The organism is Acinetobacter sp. PK01 (assembly GCF_022819285.1).
Taxonomy (GTDB): domain Bacteria; phylum Pseudomonadota; class Gammaproteobacteria; order Pseudomonadales; family Moraxellaceae; genus Acinetobacter; species Acinetobacter tandoii.
In genome coordinates, this window is record NZ_CP094643.1 from 2,232,586 (window position 1) to 2,252,807 (window position 20,222).

The window sequence follows — 20,222 nt, forward strand, 5'->3', positions numbered from 1 at the left end:
AATAAATATTGAGCAATGGTTATTCAGCTTTCATTCCATAGGTCACAATTTCTACCCGTCTGTTTGGTAAGTCACATTGCTCACGTGCTGCTTTATCATTGGCATATTTCTGATCACAATCACTTACTACAAGTTCTTGCTCACCACGACCTTCAACCAAAATATTCTTTTTCATTGCCCCATTTTGAACCAACAGTGCTCGTACTGTTTCTGCTCTACGTTGTGCAAGTTGTTGATTAGAATTATCCGACCCAACAGGGTCTGTATATCCAATAACTGCAACATGGCTAATGGCTTCTTGGTCTTGGTTAATTTCGGAAGCAATTTTTGCAACATCTTTACGGCCTTGAGCAGTCAAATCATTTGACCCAGACTTCGCATAATTAAATAATGTACTGGCTTGTAGGGTGTATTTTTTGAGTACAGTTTTGGCAGGTGCCTGAACAGATACAGGCTGTGTACATTCTTCGTTCTCTTTGACACGCGATTTTGTAGCAACAGCTTCTTTAAGATCTGGCAAAAACGCTTGCGCCTGAGTCTCTGTTAACTCTTGCACTTGTATTGCTTGATTGTTTCCTCCAACCAATCTGAAATATTGCGTAGTACCTTCTGTAAGCGATTGCGTAGAATTCAATCGACGGGCATTGGCATAGTTAAACGCACTTTGCGTATAAATTGCATTTATGTGGGTAGGACGTGAACATAACTGTAATGCTTTAAATGAGCCAGGCAATAATGACGTTAAGTAATGCCCTTCAATAAATACATTTGCTGCTGGCCCTTTTAATCCATCTTTATCACGAATAAATACAACCTGTGTATGCCTCTCTTTAATCGATTTCGGCTGTAAATAAGGTTTTGAACCAAACTGATTCCAATGTTCAAAAGGCGGCTTATTATTTGCAGTTGAACATCCGATCCAGAACAACGAGCACCCAACCACCAATATTAATCTTTTAATACTCATAATACCCACCTCTGTTATTTTTACTTCATTTTCCTAGCCCTTAAACCAAAGGGGTTTATTTTTATTCCACAAAAGCCTTAAAAAAATTAAGAGTTTATGTGATGATTTTTTATAATGCTTTTTTAAAAGAATATAAAAAAAAGAAAAAAAAACAATAGCATTAATTATAAATTTTAAAATAATATGAACCAGTTCACATATTTTTCAGATAGATGAATTATATTTTTATATTAATTATTTTTGAATAAAAAAAAGACAACAAAACTTTATAAACATGACATAAAAATCAATACCATATAATATACATCTAAAATATATATTAACTTATTAAAATAATAGAAGATTAACCCAATTCTGGTTCATTTATTCTAATAACAAAAACCCTATTAAAATATAGAGTTTCTGCCGAAAGAATACCTTTATCTCTCTTGTAAAGCCTGCTTCATTCGAGTGATTGGTTTTATTAAATATTGAAATATAGTTTTTTCTCCAGTCTTGACGTCTACACTGGCAATCATGCCGGGAATAATTGGCATGGTTTTACCATTTTTATCCGTCAATGAATTTTGGCTGGTTTCAACCAAAATACGATAATACGCTTCATCTGGATTGAGATTTAATTCACTTGGTCGTGTTTTATCTCTCAAAGTATCGGGACTAATTAAAGTCACCTTCCCCTCTAAACCACCATATAAGGCATAGTCATAAGCAGTAATTTTCACAATCGCACCAAGTCCCGGATGTACAAAAGCAACATCTTGCGGTCGGATATAAGCCTCAACTAATAATTTGTCATTCAGCGGTACAATTTCCATAATATCTTGCCCAGCCTGTACCACACCACCGACCGTATTAATCTTGATATTTTTAACAATGCCCCTTAGAGGTGCTCGAATGAGTGAACGATCTACAGGATCCGCACGCATTGCCATATTTTCTTTGGCTTGTGCCAATTCTGACTCAACCCGTACCAATTCATTATTGGCATCCGCTGCATATTGATTGCGCTTTTCATTAATTTGCAAAGCCAAATCTGAAGATTGACGTCGCATACGTAGCAACTCAACTTCAGACATTACCCCTTCTGCGACCATAGGTGACGTAATCGAAATTTCACGATCCAACATGGCTTTACTGGTTTGAAGTCCTGCAACAGCGTCATCTACTGCACGACGACGTGCAACATATGCTGCACGTTCACGATGTTTTAAAGATTCACTAATTCCATCAGGAAACTTGATTTCTGTTCCATAAGATTCCGCGCTTAAACGGGCTGACATTGCTTCAAGATTGGCAACTTTTGCCTCACTTTCCCTTAAGATTGCCGAACTTCGGGTATCATCCAGCCGAAGCAAAATTTGTCCTTTTTCAACAATATCCCCTTCTTTTACCAACATCTCTTTGATTGTTCCAGGGTCTAAACTTTGCAAAATCTGCTCACGACTGGTTGGAATAACACTACCTTGACCACGTGTCACTTCCTCTACATGACTGTGATAAGCCCAAAAAACAAACACAACCATAAACACAAATAACAACCCAATTGTCCAAAACAAGCCTGTATGCCTTTCCGTTTGTAAGGCAGCATTCAAGTCATTCAACAATTCCAAGTCTTTAGACTGAACCCGTTCTGTGGGTGGGTTTCGATATTCTTCCATATGCCTCACTTACGTTGATGTCGATTTGTTTGACACGACTACTCAACATTTATTTTTTCTAATTGCGTATTATTCGTATGATTTTGTACAGATGATGCATGATCTGGTTTGATCACGATGGTACGACCTTCTTTCTGCCCCGTGGTTACTGTCGAACTTGGTTGTCCTGTCGTAACCGTTGAGTTTTGTGTTGTTGCTGATTTCGCCTGCTCATTTAAAGCGAGTTTCTTCAGAACTTCATCTCGCGGGCCATCCATGACCACCTGACCTTGGTCAATCACCACAACACGACTCACAATACTCAGAACTTGAGTCCGATGCGTCACCACCAACAAAGTTTTGTCTTTACACCACTGATGCAATGCTGTCAGTGTTTGTCGTTCAGTTAACTGATCTAAACCATTGGTTGGCTCATCTAATAACACTACACGTGGGGAACGTAATGTTAATCGAGCCAAGGCTATAATTTGTTTCTGACCACCCGAAAGTCCTAAACCATCCTCACCTAAAGGCATATCCAAACCACGCGGATGATTTTGAATTAAACTGTCCAGACCAAATCGTTTCAATGCCAATAACAACTCTTGATCTGTAGAAAAACCATCTTGTCGTGACAAATCCAAGTTTTCACGTAATGTCCCTAGGAACAGACGCGGGGCTTGCCCTAAAAATGCGACCTGATTGCGTAAATAATTTGGATCTAACTGACGTAAATCCACACCATCTAACGTAACATTCCCTTCTAACGGTTCAAACATACCGCTGGCGAGTTTTAACGTGGTAGTTTTACCACTGCCAATTTTCCCTAGTATTCCGACCTTTTCTCCAGGTGCAATATTTAAATTCAATGCTTTAAGTGCTGGAGGAATATCCTGTTGATATTTAAAACTCACGTTTTGAAATTTAAGTTCGCCATTCACTTGATCTAAGCTGATATATTGCCGATCTGGATGACGTTCAATTTTACGTTCAATAATGCTTTGCAGGCCTTGTAAACCAATTTTAGCTTGCTGAAAACGAATGGCTAAGCTTGAGATTTGCGCCAAGGGTGCCAAGGCACGCCCCGACAAAATCACTGAAGCCATTAAAGCCCCCATCGTAATTTTATGATTTGGGTCTGGACTATGAATTAAATAAGTTCCGACAATCACCAATATCACTGTGTTTAATTGCTGAATGGCAACAGAAAAATTAACCACAAAATTACTTAAATCTCGAGTTTTAGTACTCGAAGCAGCAGTCTTAGCCGTGTAATAATCCCACTTTTGCTGTGCCCAACTGGTTGCGTTATTGGCTTTTAATGTTTCAATCCCTTCAATTGCCTCTACCGCCAAACCTTGACGTTGTGACGACTCTTTCATTGATTCATTGATATATCGTGCTAAAGGTCTTTGTGAAAGCAGACCAACCAACATCACGATTGGAATTAAAATTAAAGGAACGATTGCCAACGTTCCACCAATCATCCAAATCACGGTAATAAAGAGCAGAAGGAAAGGTAAATCGACTAATACCAACAAACTTGCACTGGTCATGAACTCTCTGACAGATTCAAATTCACGCAGGTTATTGGCATAAGAACCCGATGAAACAGGACGCTCCGCCAAATCCAAACTCATCACACGACGAAAAATGGCCGAACTGATAATTAAATCAGCTTTTTTACCAGCTATATCTGTCAAATGCCCACGGATCATTTTTGCGGCAAACTCAAAGCTAATCGCCAAGATTACGCCAATACTGAGCACCCAAAGGGTTTCATAAGATTTGTTCGGAATAACTCGGTCATAAACATTCATGACATACAGAGAACTGACCAATGCCAAAAAGTTAATAACAAATGTCGCTAAAATCACTTGCGAATAGTAAGCTCGAAAACGCCAAATGACTTTCCAAAACCATGCTTTAGGCAAGTGATATTCCGGTAACTCAGAACGTAAGTCGCTGGCCAGTTTTGGTTTAATAAACCAACTGTATCCCAAGTACAATGCTGATAGCTGCGAATGATCAATTCTTTGCTTTAAACCATCTATTTGTTGCAACTCATAAACCCGATCTGTCCCGCAGCCATGAATTTGAGTAATAACAGCGGCTTCATTTTGCTGCAAAACTATAACTACAGGCACAGCCAATGCAGGAATTTCATGTAGTGCTTTTTTACTTAACGTATTTTCAAAACCATGGCTTTTTAATACTTCAATCAAAGAAGGATAGTTGACATTTAAATTTTGGTCATGCGTCACCTGTGCCATCAAGGTAGCTACAGGTAAAGGGCTTCCCAACAGTCGGGTTACCAAAGCAATATGCTCTATTATGGATTTCATTCTCTTTATGTCATCCTATTCTAATAACTTGACCTTTAGGTCAATTACGCATGATCCACATCCGCTTTGGATCTGCATTCTTTATTATTACTGCCTTGCCCAATTGCTAATGTTGGCTTGAGCACGCAAATAAGCCAACGCTGCCATACGATAATCATTCTGTGCAGTCACATAAGCCATTTCGACCCCAGCCAATTCGTTATAGGCATTGAGCACATCTATCAGGCTTTTACGTGCAATTTTAAATTGCTTTTCGTTGTCACTGACCACCTTACGTGAGGCGAGAATTTGCTCCTGCGAAATATTCATTTTTTGCCGACTCTGAAACATATCAATTTCTGCAGTACGTGCCCGCTCTTCAATATCCCGTTGAATTTGATCAAGTCGTGCTTTTGCTGCTACAGCAGATTGCCCACTTTGTTCGACAGAATATTTCGCTCCCCGATTCAACAAATCCCACGACATATTCAAATACACTTGACGATCTTCAGTGGTCACATTCCCTTCCAAGTTAACACTCGGATAGCGTTTTGCTTTACGGTACTTCACCTCAGAACGAATACTCTCAAGCTGGGCCTCCTGAGCCAAATAAGATGGATGCTGTCTAACCTCACTCAATTGATAACGCGATATAAACTCAGACGGTGCCAGACCAACAAATGGATCACTCAGCGTGTCTTGATCAATCACTTCAGATGAATATTTTTTTAGATGACTCAGTGCAAAACCCAATTCACGCTGCAAACTACTAATCGTGTGTTCTACCTGCATTTGACGAGCACGTGCTTGTGTGAGTTCAGAGCGGCGTCCCGCATCATATTGCACAATGACACTGATATCTTGCGTAAATTTATTATGACGTTCCAAACTTCGCATCTGTACAGCAAGTGCTTCATGGACATTAAGTGCTTTTAAATATTCAGAACCAATGTTGTAGCCTAGCTCTTCTGCAGTCTCATCAATTTTCTTCTCAAAATACTCAGATTTCTTTTCATCGCGATCTACCTGAGCAGTAATTGCACCAAATGAATATAGGTTCAAACTACCCTTAACCCCTGGTGTAAAATCCTCACTCACATAATCATATTGACTCTTATGAGATTGACCCAAAATTTGGTTAGCAGTTAAAGCCAAAGTTGGATAATGTAATGATTTAGACTCTTTTACCTTGCTTAATGCGGCGTCTTCATTTGCTTGTGCCTCCAACATCATTGGGTCTTGCTCCAAAGCTGTTTTTAACAACGTTTTTAATTGAACTGCATAAACCGAAGTACTACATAATAAGGTGACCAATAAAGCAATTCTTTTATGCCAAGCCATTTTTCGTACTTGTTTATTTCGCATTCTCATATTTTTACTTTAGATATTCCTTATAAATACAGAACACTGTGACTTGAATCTCACAGACAATTTTAGCAATTAAATTCAACAATTTAACTACATATTTAAAAATAAAAAAATTATTAAAATTATTAAGCAAATATTAATAATAAAAAAAATAGACAGCTGTATTTCTGATTAAATAAAATTTTGAAATTAATTTAATTAATAAAATGAAGTTAATCAGCATAAATAATGTGTATTAGTTAACCAAAATTAATATTTATTAATCACTTTATACATATGTATATTAATTATACTTTTATTTATTTACCATCAATTTTGCTTATTTTTAAAACACAACTTACGAATGTATGAAACCACACTTTGTAGCACACATTATTTGTTACAAATAAACCAAGCATCATACTCAACTTTAATAATGAAGCAGATTCCTTTTCTAATTTTAAGTCTATTTATTATTTTCACTCCTAGATTAAAATTGAGTTTTGAAAAACACTATCCCTATTTCTGGGTATTTTCACACGACTAAAAATTCTTATAGCCATACAAAAAACTCAGTAATATAAAGGCATTAAAAAAGCCACCTAAAAGGTGGCTTTTTTTTCAGCAGCGCTGAACATCAACAATTAACCAAGTTTCTTAGAAACATAGTCAATTGCAGATTGAACTGTAGTGATTTCGTTAGAATCTTCATCAGGAATAGTGATGTCGAAATCATTTTCGAAAGACATTACAAGTTCAACTAGGTCTAGAGAGTCAGCACCCAAGTCATCCATGAAAGATGCTTCGTTTTTGATCTCTTCTACTTTAAGACCCAATTGTTCTGCAACCGCTTGTTTAACGCGTTGTTCGATATCGCTCACAGGAATTCTCCTCATTGCTTGTGGCGTTTTTAAATGCCGTTAGTTTAATTGAAACTCTAATTTTTTGAAAGTTTATCCATCAGCTAATTAGCTCATGTATAAACCACCATTTACGTGTAAAACCGTACCTGTAATATAACTTGCCTTCTCAGAAGCCAAGAAACTTACAGCATTCGCGATATCTTGTGGTTCACCTAAGCGCTGAAGTGCCACTTGTTCGCTCATTTTTTTACGAATTTCTTCGCTTAACTGTTCTGTCATTTCTGTTGCAATGAAACCTGGTGCAACTGAATTCACAGTAATTTGGCGGCTACCCATTTCTTTTGCAAGGCTACGGCTGAACGCCTCAATCCCTGCTTTAGCAGCTGAATAGTTTGCCTGGCCTGGGTTTGCGAAATGCGCAACCACAGAACTGATATTAATAATTCGTCCAAAACGCGCTTTGGTCATGCCTTTAAGAACACGTTTTGATAAACGGTAAACAGCTTTTAAATGAATGTTCAGAATATCATCCCAGTCATCTTCAGACATACGCAACAATAAATTATCACGAGTAATCCCTGCATTATTTACAAGTGCAAGAACTGGACCATAATTTTGTTCGATATCTGTAACCAAAGCATCAATTGCAGTGCCATCACGCACGTCAAGCACTTTACCTGCACCATTTTCGCCAAATGCTGCTGATAATTTTTCCGCACCCGACTCAGAAGTCGCAGTACCCACTACAAAATAACCGTCTTGAATTAATTGTTGAGCGATGGCAGCGCCAATCCCTCGACTTGCGCCTGTCACTAAAGCGACTTTGCGTTCTTGTGTCATGCAATTTTTCCTTCTGCCACTAAAATGGCATTCAGTGCATCCTCCATACGACCTTTCGTGTCGATTGGGAATGCTTTTTCTATATTTGGCAAACGTTTCGCAAGATTGGCAAGCACATTACCAGGACCACACTCAACAATAAATTGAATACCCTGATCTTGCACAGACTGCATCGTCTTGGTCCATTGCACAGATTGGTACAATTGTGCAGTCAATGCCTGACGTAATTGCGCCACATCTGTCGCGATTTCCGCGTTGACATTTTGTATTACAGGAATGCTAGGTAGCTCAATGGCAGTTTGTTCCAAAGCAAGTGCGAATTGCTCGGCAGCTGGTTTCATCAACGAACAATGTGATGGTACAGACACAGGAAGTGCAATCGCTTTGCCTGATTGTTCTTTTGCAATTGCCATTACCGCTTCTACAGCAGCTTTTTCACCCGCAATAACCACTTGGCCTTGTGCATTATAGTTTGCAGCTTCTACCGAACCCTGACCTTGTGCTGTGACTTCAGCACACAACTCAAGAACTTTGGCATCTTCTAGACCCAAAATCGCCGCCATGGCACCTTTGCCTTGAGGCACTGCATTTTGCATAAGCTTGCCACGCAAGTTTACCAACTTAACAGCATCGCCTAATGACATTGCACCAGCAGCAACCAAAGCACTGTATTCACCCAATGAATGACCTGCGAGGTATTTAGGCGCAACACCACCCAACTCCAACCACACACGCCATAAAGCGATACTGGCTGTAAGCAATACAGGTTGTGTAAATTCAGTTTGGTCTAAACCTTCACCGCTTTGGGCAATATGCCATAAATCAAAACCAAGGGCTTCAGAAGCTTCCGCGAACGTGTCACGAATACCACTAAACTGTTCAGCAAGTTCAGCCAGCATGCCAGCTTTTTGCGAACCTTGACCTGGAAACACAAATGCAGTTTTTGTTGCTTGAGCTGCTTGTTCGAGTGGTCTAGCAGACATATAAAAAATCCTTTATGTAGTCACTGCTCATTCATGGAGCGGAAATTTAACACTTAATTTTGTTTTTGGTAATTGCGAAATACAACAAAAATCGAAGGCAAAAAAAAGGGAGCTTACGCTCCCAATTTTTTCATTAAGCTCATCACTTAATGCTTCATCAATTATTCAGCAGATGCTTTAGCGAATAATTGACGACCACGGTAGATACCATCTTTAGATACGTGGTGACGACGGTGAGTCTCACCAGTAGCTTGGTCTACAGTTAATGCATTCTCAGTTAAAGCGTCATGTGAACGGCGCATGTCACGGCGAGAGCGACTTTTACGGTTTTGCTGAACGGCCATGATGGCTCCTTACAAATCGAAAAAATATGGATCAGAACAAATTCAGTTGTCTTATACGGAAGAGTATAACACAAAAATTAGTTAAGTTTACCCTTCAAACTTGCCAAAACATCAAACGGGTTATCCCGTTTTTCTTCAACAAGCTCTTCAATGGCAGGTTGGTGCTTATGTTCACAAGCATCATGCTTAGGAGACAAAGGCATCAACAATAACAATTCATCTTCTATCAGAGACAGTAAATCAGCCGTCGCAGGCGCATCATAGCTACCTTTCGTCGTTGCTTCACTTTCACCTAAGACGATGAAATCAGCATCCTCATCCAAGCGCTCTATCAGTGACTCATCATCCACTAGAGCTAGATGAAAATCTGAAACGAGTTCAATACTAACCGCGTCTAAACAACGCTGACATTCCATTGGAACAGTCGTTTCAACGTGACCATCTAACCATACAATGCGATGATACGCATCCATTGATAGCTTACAGTCTATGTTAATCAATTGATCATCAATTGATCCAACAGCTTCACGAGCGATACGAGCAAAGCGAGACAATGGCAGGGTACCTGACCATGTAAAGCCTTGTTCAGCCCATTTAAACGGCTCAATCTGTGCCGGAAAGGTATTTGCTGACATAATTAAGGCGGCAATTCTACAAATTCATCAGTACTCTGTCAAAGATTAAGATACAATTTTGTACTTATTTAGACAGACCATTTTGGGTAACACAGTCATGCATCTGTTGCAGCCGCAAACAGAAGTGAATAAAAAATCACTTGTTAGCACACTTTCAACTGTTCATTTTGACATTTCACCAGACCAAGTGCAACGTTTGGAATGGGCGAATTTACAGTCAGAAACTGAACAAGTTGACTGGCTCATCTTACACTTTAATTATTGGTTTTCCCATCTTAATGTGAATTTGATTCGTGGCGAAGATGAACCTGAATATTTTCCAGCGACAGAGCAACAGCCCGCACGTATTCAATTTGCCCATGGTTTCTTTAATAGTGCTTTACATGAAATTAGCCATTGGACGATTGCTGGTGAACAACGTCGCTTACTCCCAGATTTAGGCTATTGGTATGCTCCCGATGGTCGTACACAAGAACAGCAAGCTTTATTTGAACAAGTAGAAATTAAACCACAAGCAATTGAATGGATGTTTGCCAAAGCTTTTGGTCGAAAATTCCGTGTCTCTCTCGATAACCTGACTGGTGAAGGGGGTGATGGTTCAACTTTTAAAGATAATGTATATGCACAAGTACAACGTTATTGTTCTGGAGAAGTGGCGCTACCACGAGATGCAAAATACTTTATTGACTGTATCTGTGCGTGTACAAGAAGTGGCAAAACATTACAAAGTGACGAGTTTCAACGCGAAATGCTGGACTAATTACAGAAATTCATCAAAGTTACATGACAACATGTTGTAATTTCAGCAGATAATATCTAAAAAATCAGGAGAAAAATATGTTGCACTTAAGAATACATCCTGATAATCCACAACCGCGCTTAATCAGTCAGGCAGTGGAACGTATTCGCGCGGGTGATGTGGTGGTTTATCCAACGGATGCTGCTTATGCGATTGGATGCCAGATCGGAAATAAGAATGCAATGGAACGAATTTCACAGATTCGTGGCTTAGGGCCAAAGCATCAGTACGCGATTATTTGTTCAGATTTATCCGACATTGCTACCTATGCCAAAGTCGATAATGCCATGTATCGTTTACTCAAAAATAATACCCCTGCCGTGACCACTTTCATTTTACCAGCCACCAGCGAAGTACCTAAACGCTTGATGCACCCCAAAAAGAAAACGATTGGTCTGCGCATTCCAAGCAACCCAATTTGTCAAATGCTACTGAAAGAATTAGGTGAACCTCTACTCACAAGTACCTTAATCTTACCTGGGAGTGCTGACCCGCTCGATGATCCCTATGAAATTGAGATGCAACTGGAAAAACGCATTGATGTATTTATTGATAGCGGCTTAGGTACCTTAAGCACCACCAGTATTGTGGATTTATCTGGAGACAGTCCTGTTGTCATTCGTAAAGGCGTAGGCGATGTCAGCGCTTTTGAATAAGTTGAACCATCAGGTGGCGAGTCTCAACTCAAGGCTCTCCCCTTGATCGAGTGATTCTGTTTTAAGCCTAATTATCTTATTTTATTGTTCTTTCATAAGCTTGCTCTCATCAATGCGAATAAAAGATAGCCTTGACGTTCATCACAAAAATAAATACTCAGTATTTATTTACCGCTTTTTTTGTTATTTGATTGGTCAAGTAATGTATTCATCACCGAATATGCATTACACTAAGGCCTATTAAAATTATGTATTTTTTAATCACCTCTACTTTCTCCCCTAAGTACTGATTCAAAAAGCACATAATCATGCCTTTGAAAATTCGCGTGGCCAATAACTGTAATGAATCAATCCGTCCATAATGCTATGGAAGAAACGCCGCACATCCGTGTTCTGGATGAATGGCAAGACTCCATCCCTGAGGATTTATATATTCCTCCTGCCGCATTTGAAATTCTCTTGGAGCATTTCGAAGGACCACTCGACTTTTTAATTTACCTGATTCAAAAAAATGGCTTCGACTTATTACAGTTAGACATTGCACCCATTGCAGCCCAATATCTTTCTTATATGGATGCCATGAAGTCATTAAATATTGAGCTGACTGCTGACTATATGGTGATGGCCGCTTTATTGGCAGATTTAAAATCTCGCTTGTTGCTGCCGAAACCCACCAGTATTGCTGTTGAAAAAGACCCCAAACAAGCGTTGATTGATCGCTTAGAAACTTATCTTCGTGTCAAACAAGCAGCTGAACGCTTGGGGCAAATGAGTGTGCTTGAGCGTGATACATTCGAGACGAATGTGAGTCTGGGCGATGTCGCAGTCCGTCATGAAGGCTTTTCCGTCAATCTTTTGCATGATGCTTTGTTTTGCGTGTTTAACCGCCCAGAACCAGTAACCCACAAAATTGAGCAAGAACCCGTATTGCTTGAAGAGCGAATTGCATTTATTGAAGAAAAGCTGCAAGCAGGTGAAGTTCTCGATTTTATTGAACTACTCAAACCTAGTCAGGGGCGTATGGGCGTGGTTGTGACGTTTATGGCTGTACTGGAACTGACCCGTCAACAACGTATTCAAATTGTGGGTTCAGGCATAGAGGCGCCACTTAGTGTCCAAGGAGCACACGTATGAGTGAAGCTGATCTATTTTCTCAATCTGAAATTCAACATGAAGTGTTGATGCAACTGGAAGCTATTATTTTTGCGAGTGATGCACCAGTTTCTTTGGCACGTCTAAAAGAAGCCTTTCAAGATCAATACTCCAAGTCTGAACTTCGTCAATTGATACAACAATTAATGGTCTTACAACATGGTCGCTCTATTGAGCTGGTAGAAACTGCACAAGGTTTCCGTTTTCAAGTACGCGCCAAGTATCGTCAGATTATTAGTCAAACTTGGCCTGAGCGTCCAACCCGCTTATCGCCTTCTCTGCTCGAAATCTTGGCGGTGGTGGCTTACCACCAACCCGTGACTCGTGCGGACATTGAACAAATTCGTGGAGTTTCTAATAATAGTCAAATATTAAGAACCCTATTTGACTGGAACTGGATTAAAGAATCTGGTTTTAGGGAACTCCCAGGAAGACCCGCGTTGTTGGTTACAACGCCACAGTTTTTAAATGCATTTGGCCTAACATCGATTGGTCAATTGCCTCCCCTACAGGATGCCAAGGAAGCTTTTATGGCTCTCGATGCGCAAGCACCGAAGTCATAAATAGGTGAACTGTTGATGATAATTTCTAAGGTTATGCTGTCATGAGTGAAAAATTGCAAAAGGTACTCGCACGAGTTGGTCTCGGCTCTCGCCGTTATATGGAAGAGGTCATTGCTGCTGGTCGTGTGAGTGTCAACGGTCGTGTTGCTCAAGTGGGCGAACGTATTGAGCCAGGCGATGAGCTTCGCATCGATGGTCGTAAAGTGCAGTTCCAAATTGAAGATGAAATTCGTCGTCGTGTTCTGATTTACTACAAGCCAGAAGGTGAAATTTGTTCACGTAATGACCCTGAACAACGCCCAACCGTATTTGATAACTTGCCTAGCATTACCAATGATCGTTGGGTTATGGTAGGTCGTCTAGATATTAACTCTACAGGCTTGTTGTTGTTCACAAATGATGGTGAACTTGCAAACCGCTTAATGCACCCATCGAATGAAATTGAGCGTGAATATGCTGTACGTGTTATGGGCGAAGTTACTCCACAAATCCGTAACAACATGCTGCGTGGCGTGGTGTTAGACGATGGCCCTGCAAAATTTGAATCATTCTCTGAAATTGGTGGTGATGGGATTAACCGTTGGTATCAAGTGGTGGTGAAAGAAGGACGTAACCGTGAAGTTCGTCGTATTTTTGAATCTCAAGGTTTGAAAGTGAGTCGTCTATTACGTACTCGTTATGGCACTGTCATTTTACCACGTGAATTACGTACAGGCCGTTGGATGGAACTCGATAGAGCTGACATCGACAATTTAACTAAATCAGTTGAACTTAAGCCACGCCAAGGCACAGGTCTATTCGGTATGGCAAAACGCCGTACTGAACGTATGCAAGAAAAACCGATGGCAGCACGTCGTGGCGGTTTCTTACGTCAGCAACGTCGTGACAATGAAGATGAAGGTCAACAAGCAAAGCCAGCATTCAACCGTGAACGTCGTGAAAACCCAAATGGTCATACGCACCGCCGTCAGGACAATGCACAAACAGGTTATGCTCAACGTGAACCACGCCAAAACTCTGGTTATGCACAACGTGATAGCCGCCCAGAAAACTTTGGCAACAAAGGTTCATATGGCCAACGTGATACTCGTGATGAACCAGCTCCACGTAAGCCATTTGGCGTAAACAAAGGCTTTAAAAAGTTTTAATCATTCAAGTTGAAATTTGAGCCACTTTCAAGTGGCTCTTTTTATATGTGATGTGGATGCAGTTTAATAAGCGCGTTTTAGTTATCCAAACTCAACGATTGATTACACACCCTTGGGTATGGCACTGAGCAAGCGTTGAGTATATTCATGTCGTGGCGACTGATACAAATCATCGGAATTGGCAATTTCGACGATATCCCCATGATTCATGACCATGATTTGATCAGAAATATATTTCACCACTGACAAATCATGTGAGATAAAAATATAACTCAAGCCAAATTCATCCTGTAAATCTTGCAGCAAATTCAAGACCTGTGCTTGTACGGAAACATCCAATGCCGACACTGATTCATCACAGATCAAAATTTCAGGCTTTAAGGTTAGGCAGCGTGCAATCGCTATGCGTTGTCGCTGTCCACCCGAAAACTCATGTGGATAACGATGGTAGGCTGAGGCGGGCAAACTGACTCGCTCCAGCAGATCCAAGGCGATTTTTTTGCGCTCAGCATCATTGGTGCCAATGCCATGCACCTGCATCGGCTCCAGTAGAATTTGTCCTACCGTAAAGCGCGGGTTGAGCGATGCATAAGGATTTTGGAAAATGATCTGGATTTTACGTTGAAACTGGGCAAACTGCTTGTCTGACATTGCCAAGATATCTTGACCATAAATTCGAGCCGTTCCCCCTGTTGCTTGTTGCAACCGCATAAGTAATAGCCCAATGGTGGTTTTACCCGAACCTGACTCCCCCACCAAGCCTAATGTTTTGCCTTTCGCCAATTGAAACGAAACACTTTTCACAGCTTGATACTCTTCTCGACCAAACACCCCTTTACGACTATAAAACGATTTTTTTAAGTCTCGAACATCCAGAATGATTTCTTCATTGCCCTTTAAGCCCCGTTGTCGCTGTGCACGAGGCTGTTCAGCCACTACTTTTTCTATCCAATCCTGACCTTGTTGCTGCATAAAGTCACTGATCATCGGCAAGCGGAACGGGCGTTGTGACAGTTGCGGACGACATTGTAGTAAAGCACGAGTATAAATATCTTGTGGCTGCTCCAAGACTGATTTTACTGCGCCTTGCTCACGAATTTCCCCATGTCGCATTACAATCACTTGATCGGCAATTTCACCCACCAATGCCAAGTCATGGGTAATAAACAGCATCGACATATTACGGCGTTGCTGTAAGTCTTGTAATAAATCTAAAATTTGCTTTTGAATGGTCACATCGAGTGCTGTGGTGGGTTCATCCGCAATCAACAACTTCGGTTCACAGGCAATTGCCATCGCAATCATCACACGTTGTTGCTGCCCACCCGAAAGCTGACTGGGATAAGCATCAATTTTGGTTTCAGGAGAAGGAATACCCACTTCTTTAAGTAACTCTAAAGTACGTGCTCTAGCTTGCTTACGTCCCATTGCCAAATGTAGTTTGAGTACTTCTGCAATTTGATCGCCCACAGTAAATACAGGATTCAGCGAAGACATCGGTTCCTGAAAAATCATGGCGATGTCTTTGCCACAAATTTTTCGCATCTCTGCACGTGACAAAGTCAGTAAATTCACGCCTTCAAACACAATTTTACTTTCTGCCGAAATACGGCTTTGCTCTGGGGGCAGTAAACCCATAGTCGCGAGTGATGTTACCGATTTACCACTGCCCGACTCACCCACTAAGGCAACTGTGGTATGCGCTGGAATTTCAAATGATATTCCCTTCACCGTTTCGGTATACTGTTTATTTTCTCCCTTAAAACTGACCCGAAGATTTTCAACTTTTAATAATAAGATTGAATTTTGTTTTGATTCAGTCATGTTCATACACCTCTTATTTTAGTTTTGGGTCCAGTGCATCACGTAATGCATCGGTAAACATGGAAAATGCGGTGACCAAAACGGCCATCGCGATGGAAGCTGCCGCCAATTGCCACCATTTACCTAAAATCAATTCACTTTGGGCCTCATTCAGCATACTGCCCCATGACACAACGCCCACAGGCACCCCAAAACCCAAGAAGCTGAGAATGACTTCGGACTTAATAAATGCCACCACAAGAATCGAGATTTGCACCAAAGCAATATGACTAACATTCGGGAAAATATGGACAAACATACGTCTAAAATGACTGACCCCAATGGCTTTGGCAGCCAGTACATATTCACGCGAGGTATGTTTCATATACTCAGCACGAATTAAACGATAAACCCCCGTCCAACCTGTTAAACCCAGAATCAATACTATCGAGACAATCCCTTTTTGCTGTAGTACCGCTGCAATGGCTAAAATCAGTAACAGATAAGGAATAGAAGTGAAGATGTTATAAAACCAGTTCAAGACATCATCGACCCAGCCACCAAAGTAACCTGAAATTGCACCAAGTACCGTCCCAATCAGCACCGCCAATAAGGCAGCCACAACCCCGACAATAATGGATGTTTCTGCCCCTTTAATGGTTTTTTGCAGGACATCTTGTCCCCATTTGTCGGCGCCAAAAGGAAGAGTTTGTTTTAATTCAGCCTGTTGATCAAGCAAATGCCCATCCAATTGCTGATCGATCGCTTTCATGTCCTCTGCTAAGGGATCAACCACGCCGTAATAATCTATCGCGCCACCAGTACTTTGCTCTTTGGCAATTTCAGTATTGAGTTCACGAATCACATCTTTTAAAGGATCAACAGGATTTTCAGGCAAAGCCTGTGATTGAGTAGCGACTTTTTCGGTTGTATCACGGACAGCATCTGCGCCCATAAAGGTGGGTGGCGCATAGCTAACAGCGACTTCTTTATTCCAGTTGGAGGCAATCATTCCTGTCATGGACAGCAGTAACATCACGAAATAACACAGCACCACAAACAACGAGATCATGGCAATTCGATCCGCCTTTAAACGGCGCATGGCCAGTTGCCAAAGCCCAGAAGAAGCGGTTTCTTCGGTATCTAGTGTTTTTCTTTTAAATATCACACTTAGCATAGTTCACCTACTTCAACTGTACGCGAGGATCGACCAGCTTATACACCAGATCGGCAATCAAGTTAAAAATCATGGTGGCTGCTGCCACATAAACCGTGATGGCTTTAATCACAGGAAAATCACTACGTTCGACTGCAATAATCACTTCCCGCCCAATGCCTGGAATACCGAAAAAGCGCTCAATCAAAAATGCCCCAATCAACAATGCAGGTAAGGTCGCCATGACATCGGTAATAATCGGGATAGAGGCATTCCGCAGGACATGCACACCAAGGATGCGACGTTCTCCCACTCCTTTGGCACGTGCGGTGCGCACATAGTCCTGATTCACTTCATCAAGGACAAAGCTGCGATAAAGTCTTAAGGTCGGTGCAATACTGACCACCAGCATGATTAAAATCGGCAGCAAGGCGTATTTAAATAGGTTTTCACTAAAACGATCACTCCAACCTTGCACGGGGAACCAACTGAGTTGATAAGCAAATACATACTGAAAAACAATGATATACACCAAAATACTGATCGACATGCCAATCGTACACATCATCATGACCATACGATCCGTTAGCGTGCCGCGCACCGCAGAAACCGCCAATGCCAAAATAATCGAGATCACAGTTTGTAAAATCGTGAGCGGAATGAGTAAGGTCAGTGACGGACCTAAACGCGTGGTGATAACTTGTGAAACAGACTCCCCCGTACTCCAGCTCAGACCATAATCGAAGGTCAAAATCTGTTTGATGAAAATCCACAACTGTACATAGTAGGGTTGATCGACGCCCAACTGTTGGCGAATATTTTCAATCTGTTCTGGATTAGACATTTTGCCTGCCAGAATATAAGCAGGATCTCCCCCCACCCAGTTAAACAGAAAGAAAATCAGCAGTACCACTCCGAGCATGGTCGGAATCATTTGCCATAGGCGACGTATGATATATGCCAGCATCTTGATGCCCCCTATTTAACCCGTTGGCCTGTAATTTCATCGAAAAAGGCTTTGTTGTCAGGTTTTCGACCCAAGAAATCTTTCACCAAGTCTTCTGCGGGTTTCTGGCCGCCTTGAGATAAAATGGTTTGGCGATAACGCTGGCCAACTTCAGGATTATTCAAATTCTTTCCAAAAGCAGAAAGCATGTCTAAAGCCAACACTTCAGACCACATATAGCCGTAATAACCCACTTGATAGCCGCCCATGATGTGCCCAAACTGCCCAGGAAATTCCGTGTTGGGTACATAGCCCAGTGCAGTTGAGCCTTCCATTTTCTTCCAGACATCTAAGGGCTGTACCTTCAAAGCATTATTGCCATGTAGTGCCATATCATATTGGGCATACAAAGTTTGACGGGCATAATGCAAACCACGACCATAACTGTGTACTGCATTCAGTTTGGCAATCAACTTATCGTCAACTCGTGGACATGCAGGTTGGCAATAATCTGCCACTTTCGATAATGTTTCTTTACGTCTTGCCCATTCCTCATACATTTGCGAAGGGGCTTCAACAAAGTCTCGTTCGACCGATGTGCCTGATTGGGCTGAATAGCGTGTATTCGACAAAATGCCATGCAGTGCATGTCCAAACTCATGTACAAAGGTTTCCAGTTCATCACTATTTAAGCCTTTGCGGTTAAAGTTAGTCACCAATGCCGAAATCGGTTTACGCCCCGTTAAGCTGCTACCCCCATATACCCCCCATACCGCAGCATGTCCGTATTTGCCTTCACGCGGGAATTTATCGACATATAGCCCACCCAAAAGCTGTCCTGTTTTCTGATCGGTCACATCGTAATATTCAACTTCGTTTTGCCAGACATCGACTTTGACAGGTTTAAATTCAATACCATACAGATTGGATGAAATAGCGAATAACCAGTCCTGTGCTGCTTGAGTTGGGAAATATTCCCGCATTTTTTCTTGGTCGATCTGATACTTAGCTTTACGCAGCTTTTCACTCCAATATGCCTCACTCCAACGCTCTATTTTGGCTTGCGCTAAGGGGATATTTAAGGTTTTCGCTTGAAACTCGCGCAGTGTATTCACTTCTTTTTGTTCTAAAGGTGCAACCGTCGCATGTACCTCTGACAAGAATTTATTCACGGTTTCAGGTGTTTCCGCCATGCGTTTATGTAGTGCCCACTCGGCATAACTGGATTTACCAAACAATTGTGCCAGTTCATAACGCAAGTCCATGGCTTGTTTCAGCAAGATCAAATTACGCTCACCACCACGGCGAGTATAGGCAATTTGATAACGCTTACGAGCAGCATCATTGTCTGCTAATTCCATGAAAGGACGATATTCTGGATATTCAAAACCGAGTAAATAATTGCCTTGGTCATTTTTCTTTAAGGTATCGATATAGCTTTGTGGCAATCCTTTTAATTCGGCAGGTGTAAATTCTAGCTTTTGCGGATTATCACGCACATTACGCGCATATTCCTGCTCAATCTTTGCTAATTCTGCCAAAATAACTTTTAAACGTGTTTGCTTTTCGGCACTTAACTGAATCCCTGTTTTTTCAAAATCATTGAGTAAATCTTCCCGAAACTTGCTATCAATCGCATCCTTAGCTTGGGTGTTTTTAATTTGTTGATACAGTTTCGGATTTTGATAAATATCGGTCTGGAACTGACTAATCTTGATTTCACAATCTTCAGCCGCTTTACGCAAAGCTGCATCTGGAGAAACATTGCTGTATAAGCCAATAGGCCCATAAAAATCTTCAAACGAAGCAAAAATACGATCCCATTCTGCCAGTATAGGTGCGGCATTGTTCTGTGCTGACATCGGCTTAGCTTCAAAGTTTTTCAACTGCTTTTGAATGTCTTTAATTTTGGCATCACACAGGGCAGGAATATCTTGGGCTTGAAATTGCGGCAAGGTCTGACGCGTGGAAGAGTCTGCAAAAGTGAACTGCTGTACAGCGAGGGTCAAAACACTGAGTGCGGTCAATTTAAAGATCGGGTGATTCATCATTACTCCAG

Annotated in this window: 17 protein-coding genes and 1 pseudogene; 5 read left to right on the forward strand and 13 right to left on the reverse strand. The window is 41.2% G+C overall.

The features are described 5' to 3' along the window. Window positions 1–19: 19 nt before the first annotated feature. The 9 genes from MP622_RS10490 to MP622_RS10530 all read right to left on the reverse strand — a co-directional run bounded on the left by MP622_RS10490 (window position 20) and on the right by MP622_RS10530 (window position 9,940). Window positions 20–967 carry an OmpA family protein gene (locus tag MP622_RS10490; RefSeq protein ID WP_243790875.1) on the reverse strand — a complete coding sequence of 316 codons (948 nt, stop codon included), beginning with the start codon at window positions 965–967 and terminating at the stop codon, window positions 20–22. Window positions 968–1,386: 419 nt separating this feature from the next. Beyond that, window positions 1,387–2,625, reverse strand: a complete 1,239-nt coding sequence (locus MP622_RS10495) for an HlyD family type I secretion periplasmic adaptor subunit (protein WP_243790876.1) — start codon at window positions 2,623–2,625, stop codon at window positions 1,387–1,389. A gap of 38 nt (window positions 2,626–2,663) precedes the next feature. Continuing rightward, window positions 2,664–4,949 carry a type I secretion system permease/ATPase gene (locus MP622_RS10500; RefSeq protein ID WP_243790878.1) on the reverse strand — a complete coding sequence of 762 codons (2,286 nt, stop codon included), beginning with the start codon at window positions 4,947–4,949 and terminating at the stop codon, window positions 2,664–2,666. Window positions 4,950–5,036: 87 nt separating this feature from the next. Next, the gene (locus tag MP622_RS10505; protein ID WP_243790880.1) at window positions 5,037–6,293 is read right to left on the reverse strand and encodes a TolC family protein; all 1,257 of its coding nucleotides are present in this window, start codon (window positions 6,291–6,293) and stop codon (window positions 5,037–5,039) included. Between the two features lie 626 nt (window positions 6,294–6,919). Then, window positions 6,920–7,156, reverse strand: coding sequence for an acyl carrier protein (gene acpP / locus MP622_RS10510; RefSeq protein WP_016166057.1), 237 nt, complete (start codon window positions 7,154–7,156; stop codon window positions 6,920–6,922). A gap of 87 nt (window positions 7,157–7,243) precedes the next feature. Then, the gene (gene fabG, locus MP622_RS10515; RefSeq protein WP_016166058.1) at window positions 7,244–7,978 is read right to left on the reverse strand and encodes a 3-oxoacyl-ACP reductase FabG; all 735 of its coding nucleotides are present in this window, start codon (window positions 7,976–7,978) and stop codon (window positions 7,244–7,246) included. Then, window positions 7,975–8,961 carry an ACP S-malonyltransferase gene (fabD, locus tag MP622_RS10520; RefSeq protein ID WP_044739334.1) on the reverse strand — a complete coding sequence of 329 codons (987 nt, stop codon included), beginning with the start codon at window positions 8,959–8,961 and terminating at the stop codon, window positions 7,975–7,977. Before fabD ends, fabG begins: the two co-directional genes overlap by 4 nt. Window positions 8,962–9,122: 161 nt before the next feature. Next, entirely contained in the window at window positions 9,123–9,305 is a 183-nt protein-coding gene (rpmF, locus tag MP622_RS10525) for a 50S ribosomal protein L32 (RefSeq protein WP_004279227.1), read from the reverse strand. Between the two features lie 77 nt (window positions 9,306–9,382). Beyond that, window positions 9,383–9,940, reverse strand: a complete 558-nt coding sequence (locus MP622_RS10530) for a YceD family protein (RefSeq protein WP_016166060.1) — start codon at window positions 9,938–9,940, stop codon at window positions 9,383–9,385. A gap of 97 nt (window positions 9,941–10,037) precedes the next feature. Here MP622_RS10530 and MP622_RS10535 point away from each other — a divergent pair, with 97 nt between their 5' ends. From MP622_RS10535 to rluB, 5 genes and pseudogenes are all read left to right on the forward strand, one after another. Next, window positions 10,038–10,700 carry an elongation factor P hydroxylase gene (locus MP622_RS10535; protein WP_151505282.1) on the forward strand — a complete coding sequence of 221 codons (663 nt, stop codon included), beginning with the start codon at window positions 10,038–10,040 and terminating at the stop codon, window positions 10,698–10,700. Window positions 10,701–10,777: 77 nt separating this feature from the next. Next, window positions 10,778–11,395, forward strand: a complete 618-nt coding sequence (locus tag MP622_RS10540; protein ID WP_016166062.1) for an L-threonylcarbamoyladenylate synthase — start codon at window positions 10,778–10,780, stop codon at window positions 11,393–11,395. 342 nt (window positions 11,396–11,737) lie between these two features. Beyond that, window positions 11,738–12,529, forward strand: a complete 792-nt coding sequence (locus MP622_RS10545) for a segregation/condensation protein A (protein WP_016166063.1) — start codon at window positions 11,738–11,740, stop codon at window positions 12,527–12,529. Further along, window positions 12,526–13,110, forward strand: coding sequence for an SMC-Scp complex subunit ScpB (gene scpB, locus MP622_RS10550; protein ID WP_016166064.1), 585 nt, complete (start codon window positions 12,526–12,528; stop codon window positions 13,108–13,110). The genes MP622_RS10545 and scpB overlap by 4 nt, the downstream gene beginning before the upstream one ends. Before the next feature lie 41 nt (window positions 13,111–13,151). Then, window positions 13,152–14,003 (forward strand): annotated as a pseudogene (rluB, locus tag MP622_RS10555) (23S rRNA pseudouridine(2605) synthase RluB); the annotation flags it as partial. A gap of 357 nt (window positions 14,004–14,360) precedes the next feature. On the opposite strand, the gene MP622_RS10560 reads toward rluB, so the two are convergent. The 4 genes from MP622_RS10560 to MP622_RS10575 are packed head-to-tail and all read right to left on the reverse strand — an operon-like array spanning window position 14,361 to window position 20,211. After that, window positions 14,361–16,082 carry an ABC transporter ATP-binding protein gene (locus tag MP622_RS10560; protein WP_243790882.1) on the reverse strand — a complete coding sequence of 574 codons (1,722 nt, stop codon included), beginning with the start codon at window positions 16,080–16,082 and terminating at the stop codon, window positions 14,361–14,363. Window positions 16,083–16,095: 13 nt separating this feature from the next. Next, window positions 16,096–17,238, reverse strand: coding sequence for an ABC transporter permease (locus MP622_RS10565; RefSeq protein ID WP_243790884.1), 1,143 nt, complete (start codon window positions 17,236–17,238; stop codon window positions 16,096–16,098). Between the two features lie 7 nt (window positions 17,239–17,245). After that, complete coding sequence (locus tag MP622_RS10570) at window positions 17,246–18,184, reverse strand: ABC transporter permease (protein ID WP_243790886.1); 939 nt, start codon at window positions 18,182–18,184, stop codon at window positions 17,246–17,248. Between the two features lie 11 nt (window positions 18,185–18,195). Beyond that, window positions 18,196–20,211, reverse strand: coding sequence for a M3 family metallopeptidase (locus MP622_RS10575; protein ID WP_243790888.1), 2,016 nt, complete (start codon window positions 20,209–20,211; stop codon window positions 18,196–18,198). Between the last annotated feature and the right edge of the window lie 11 nt (window positions 20,212–20,222).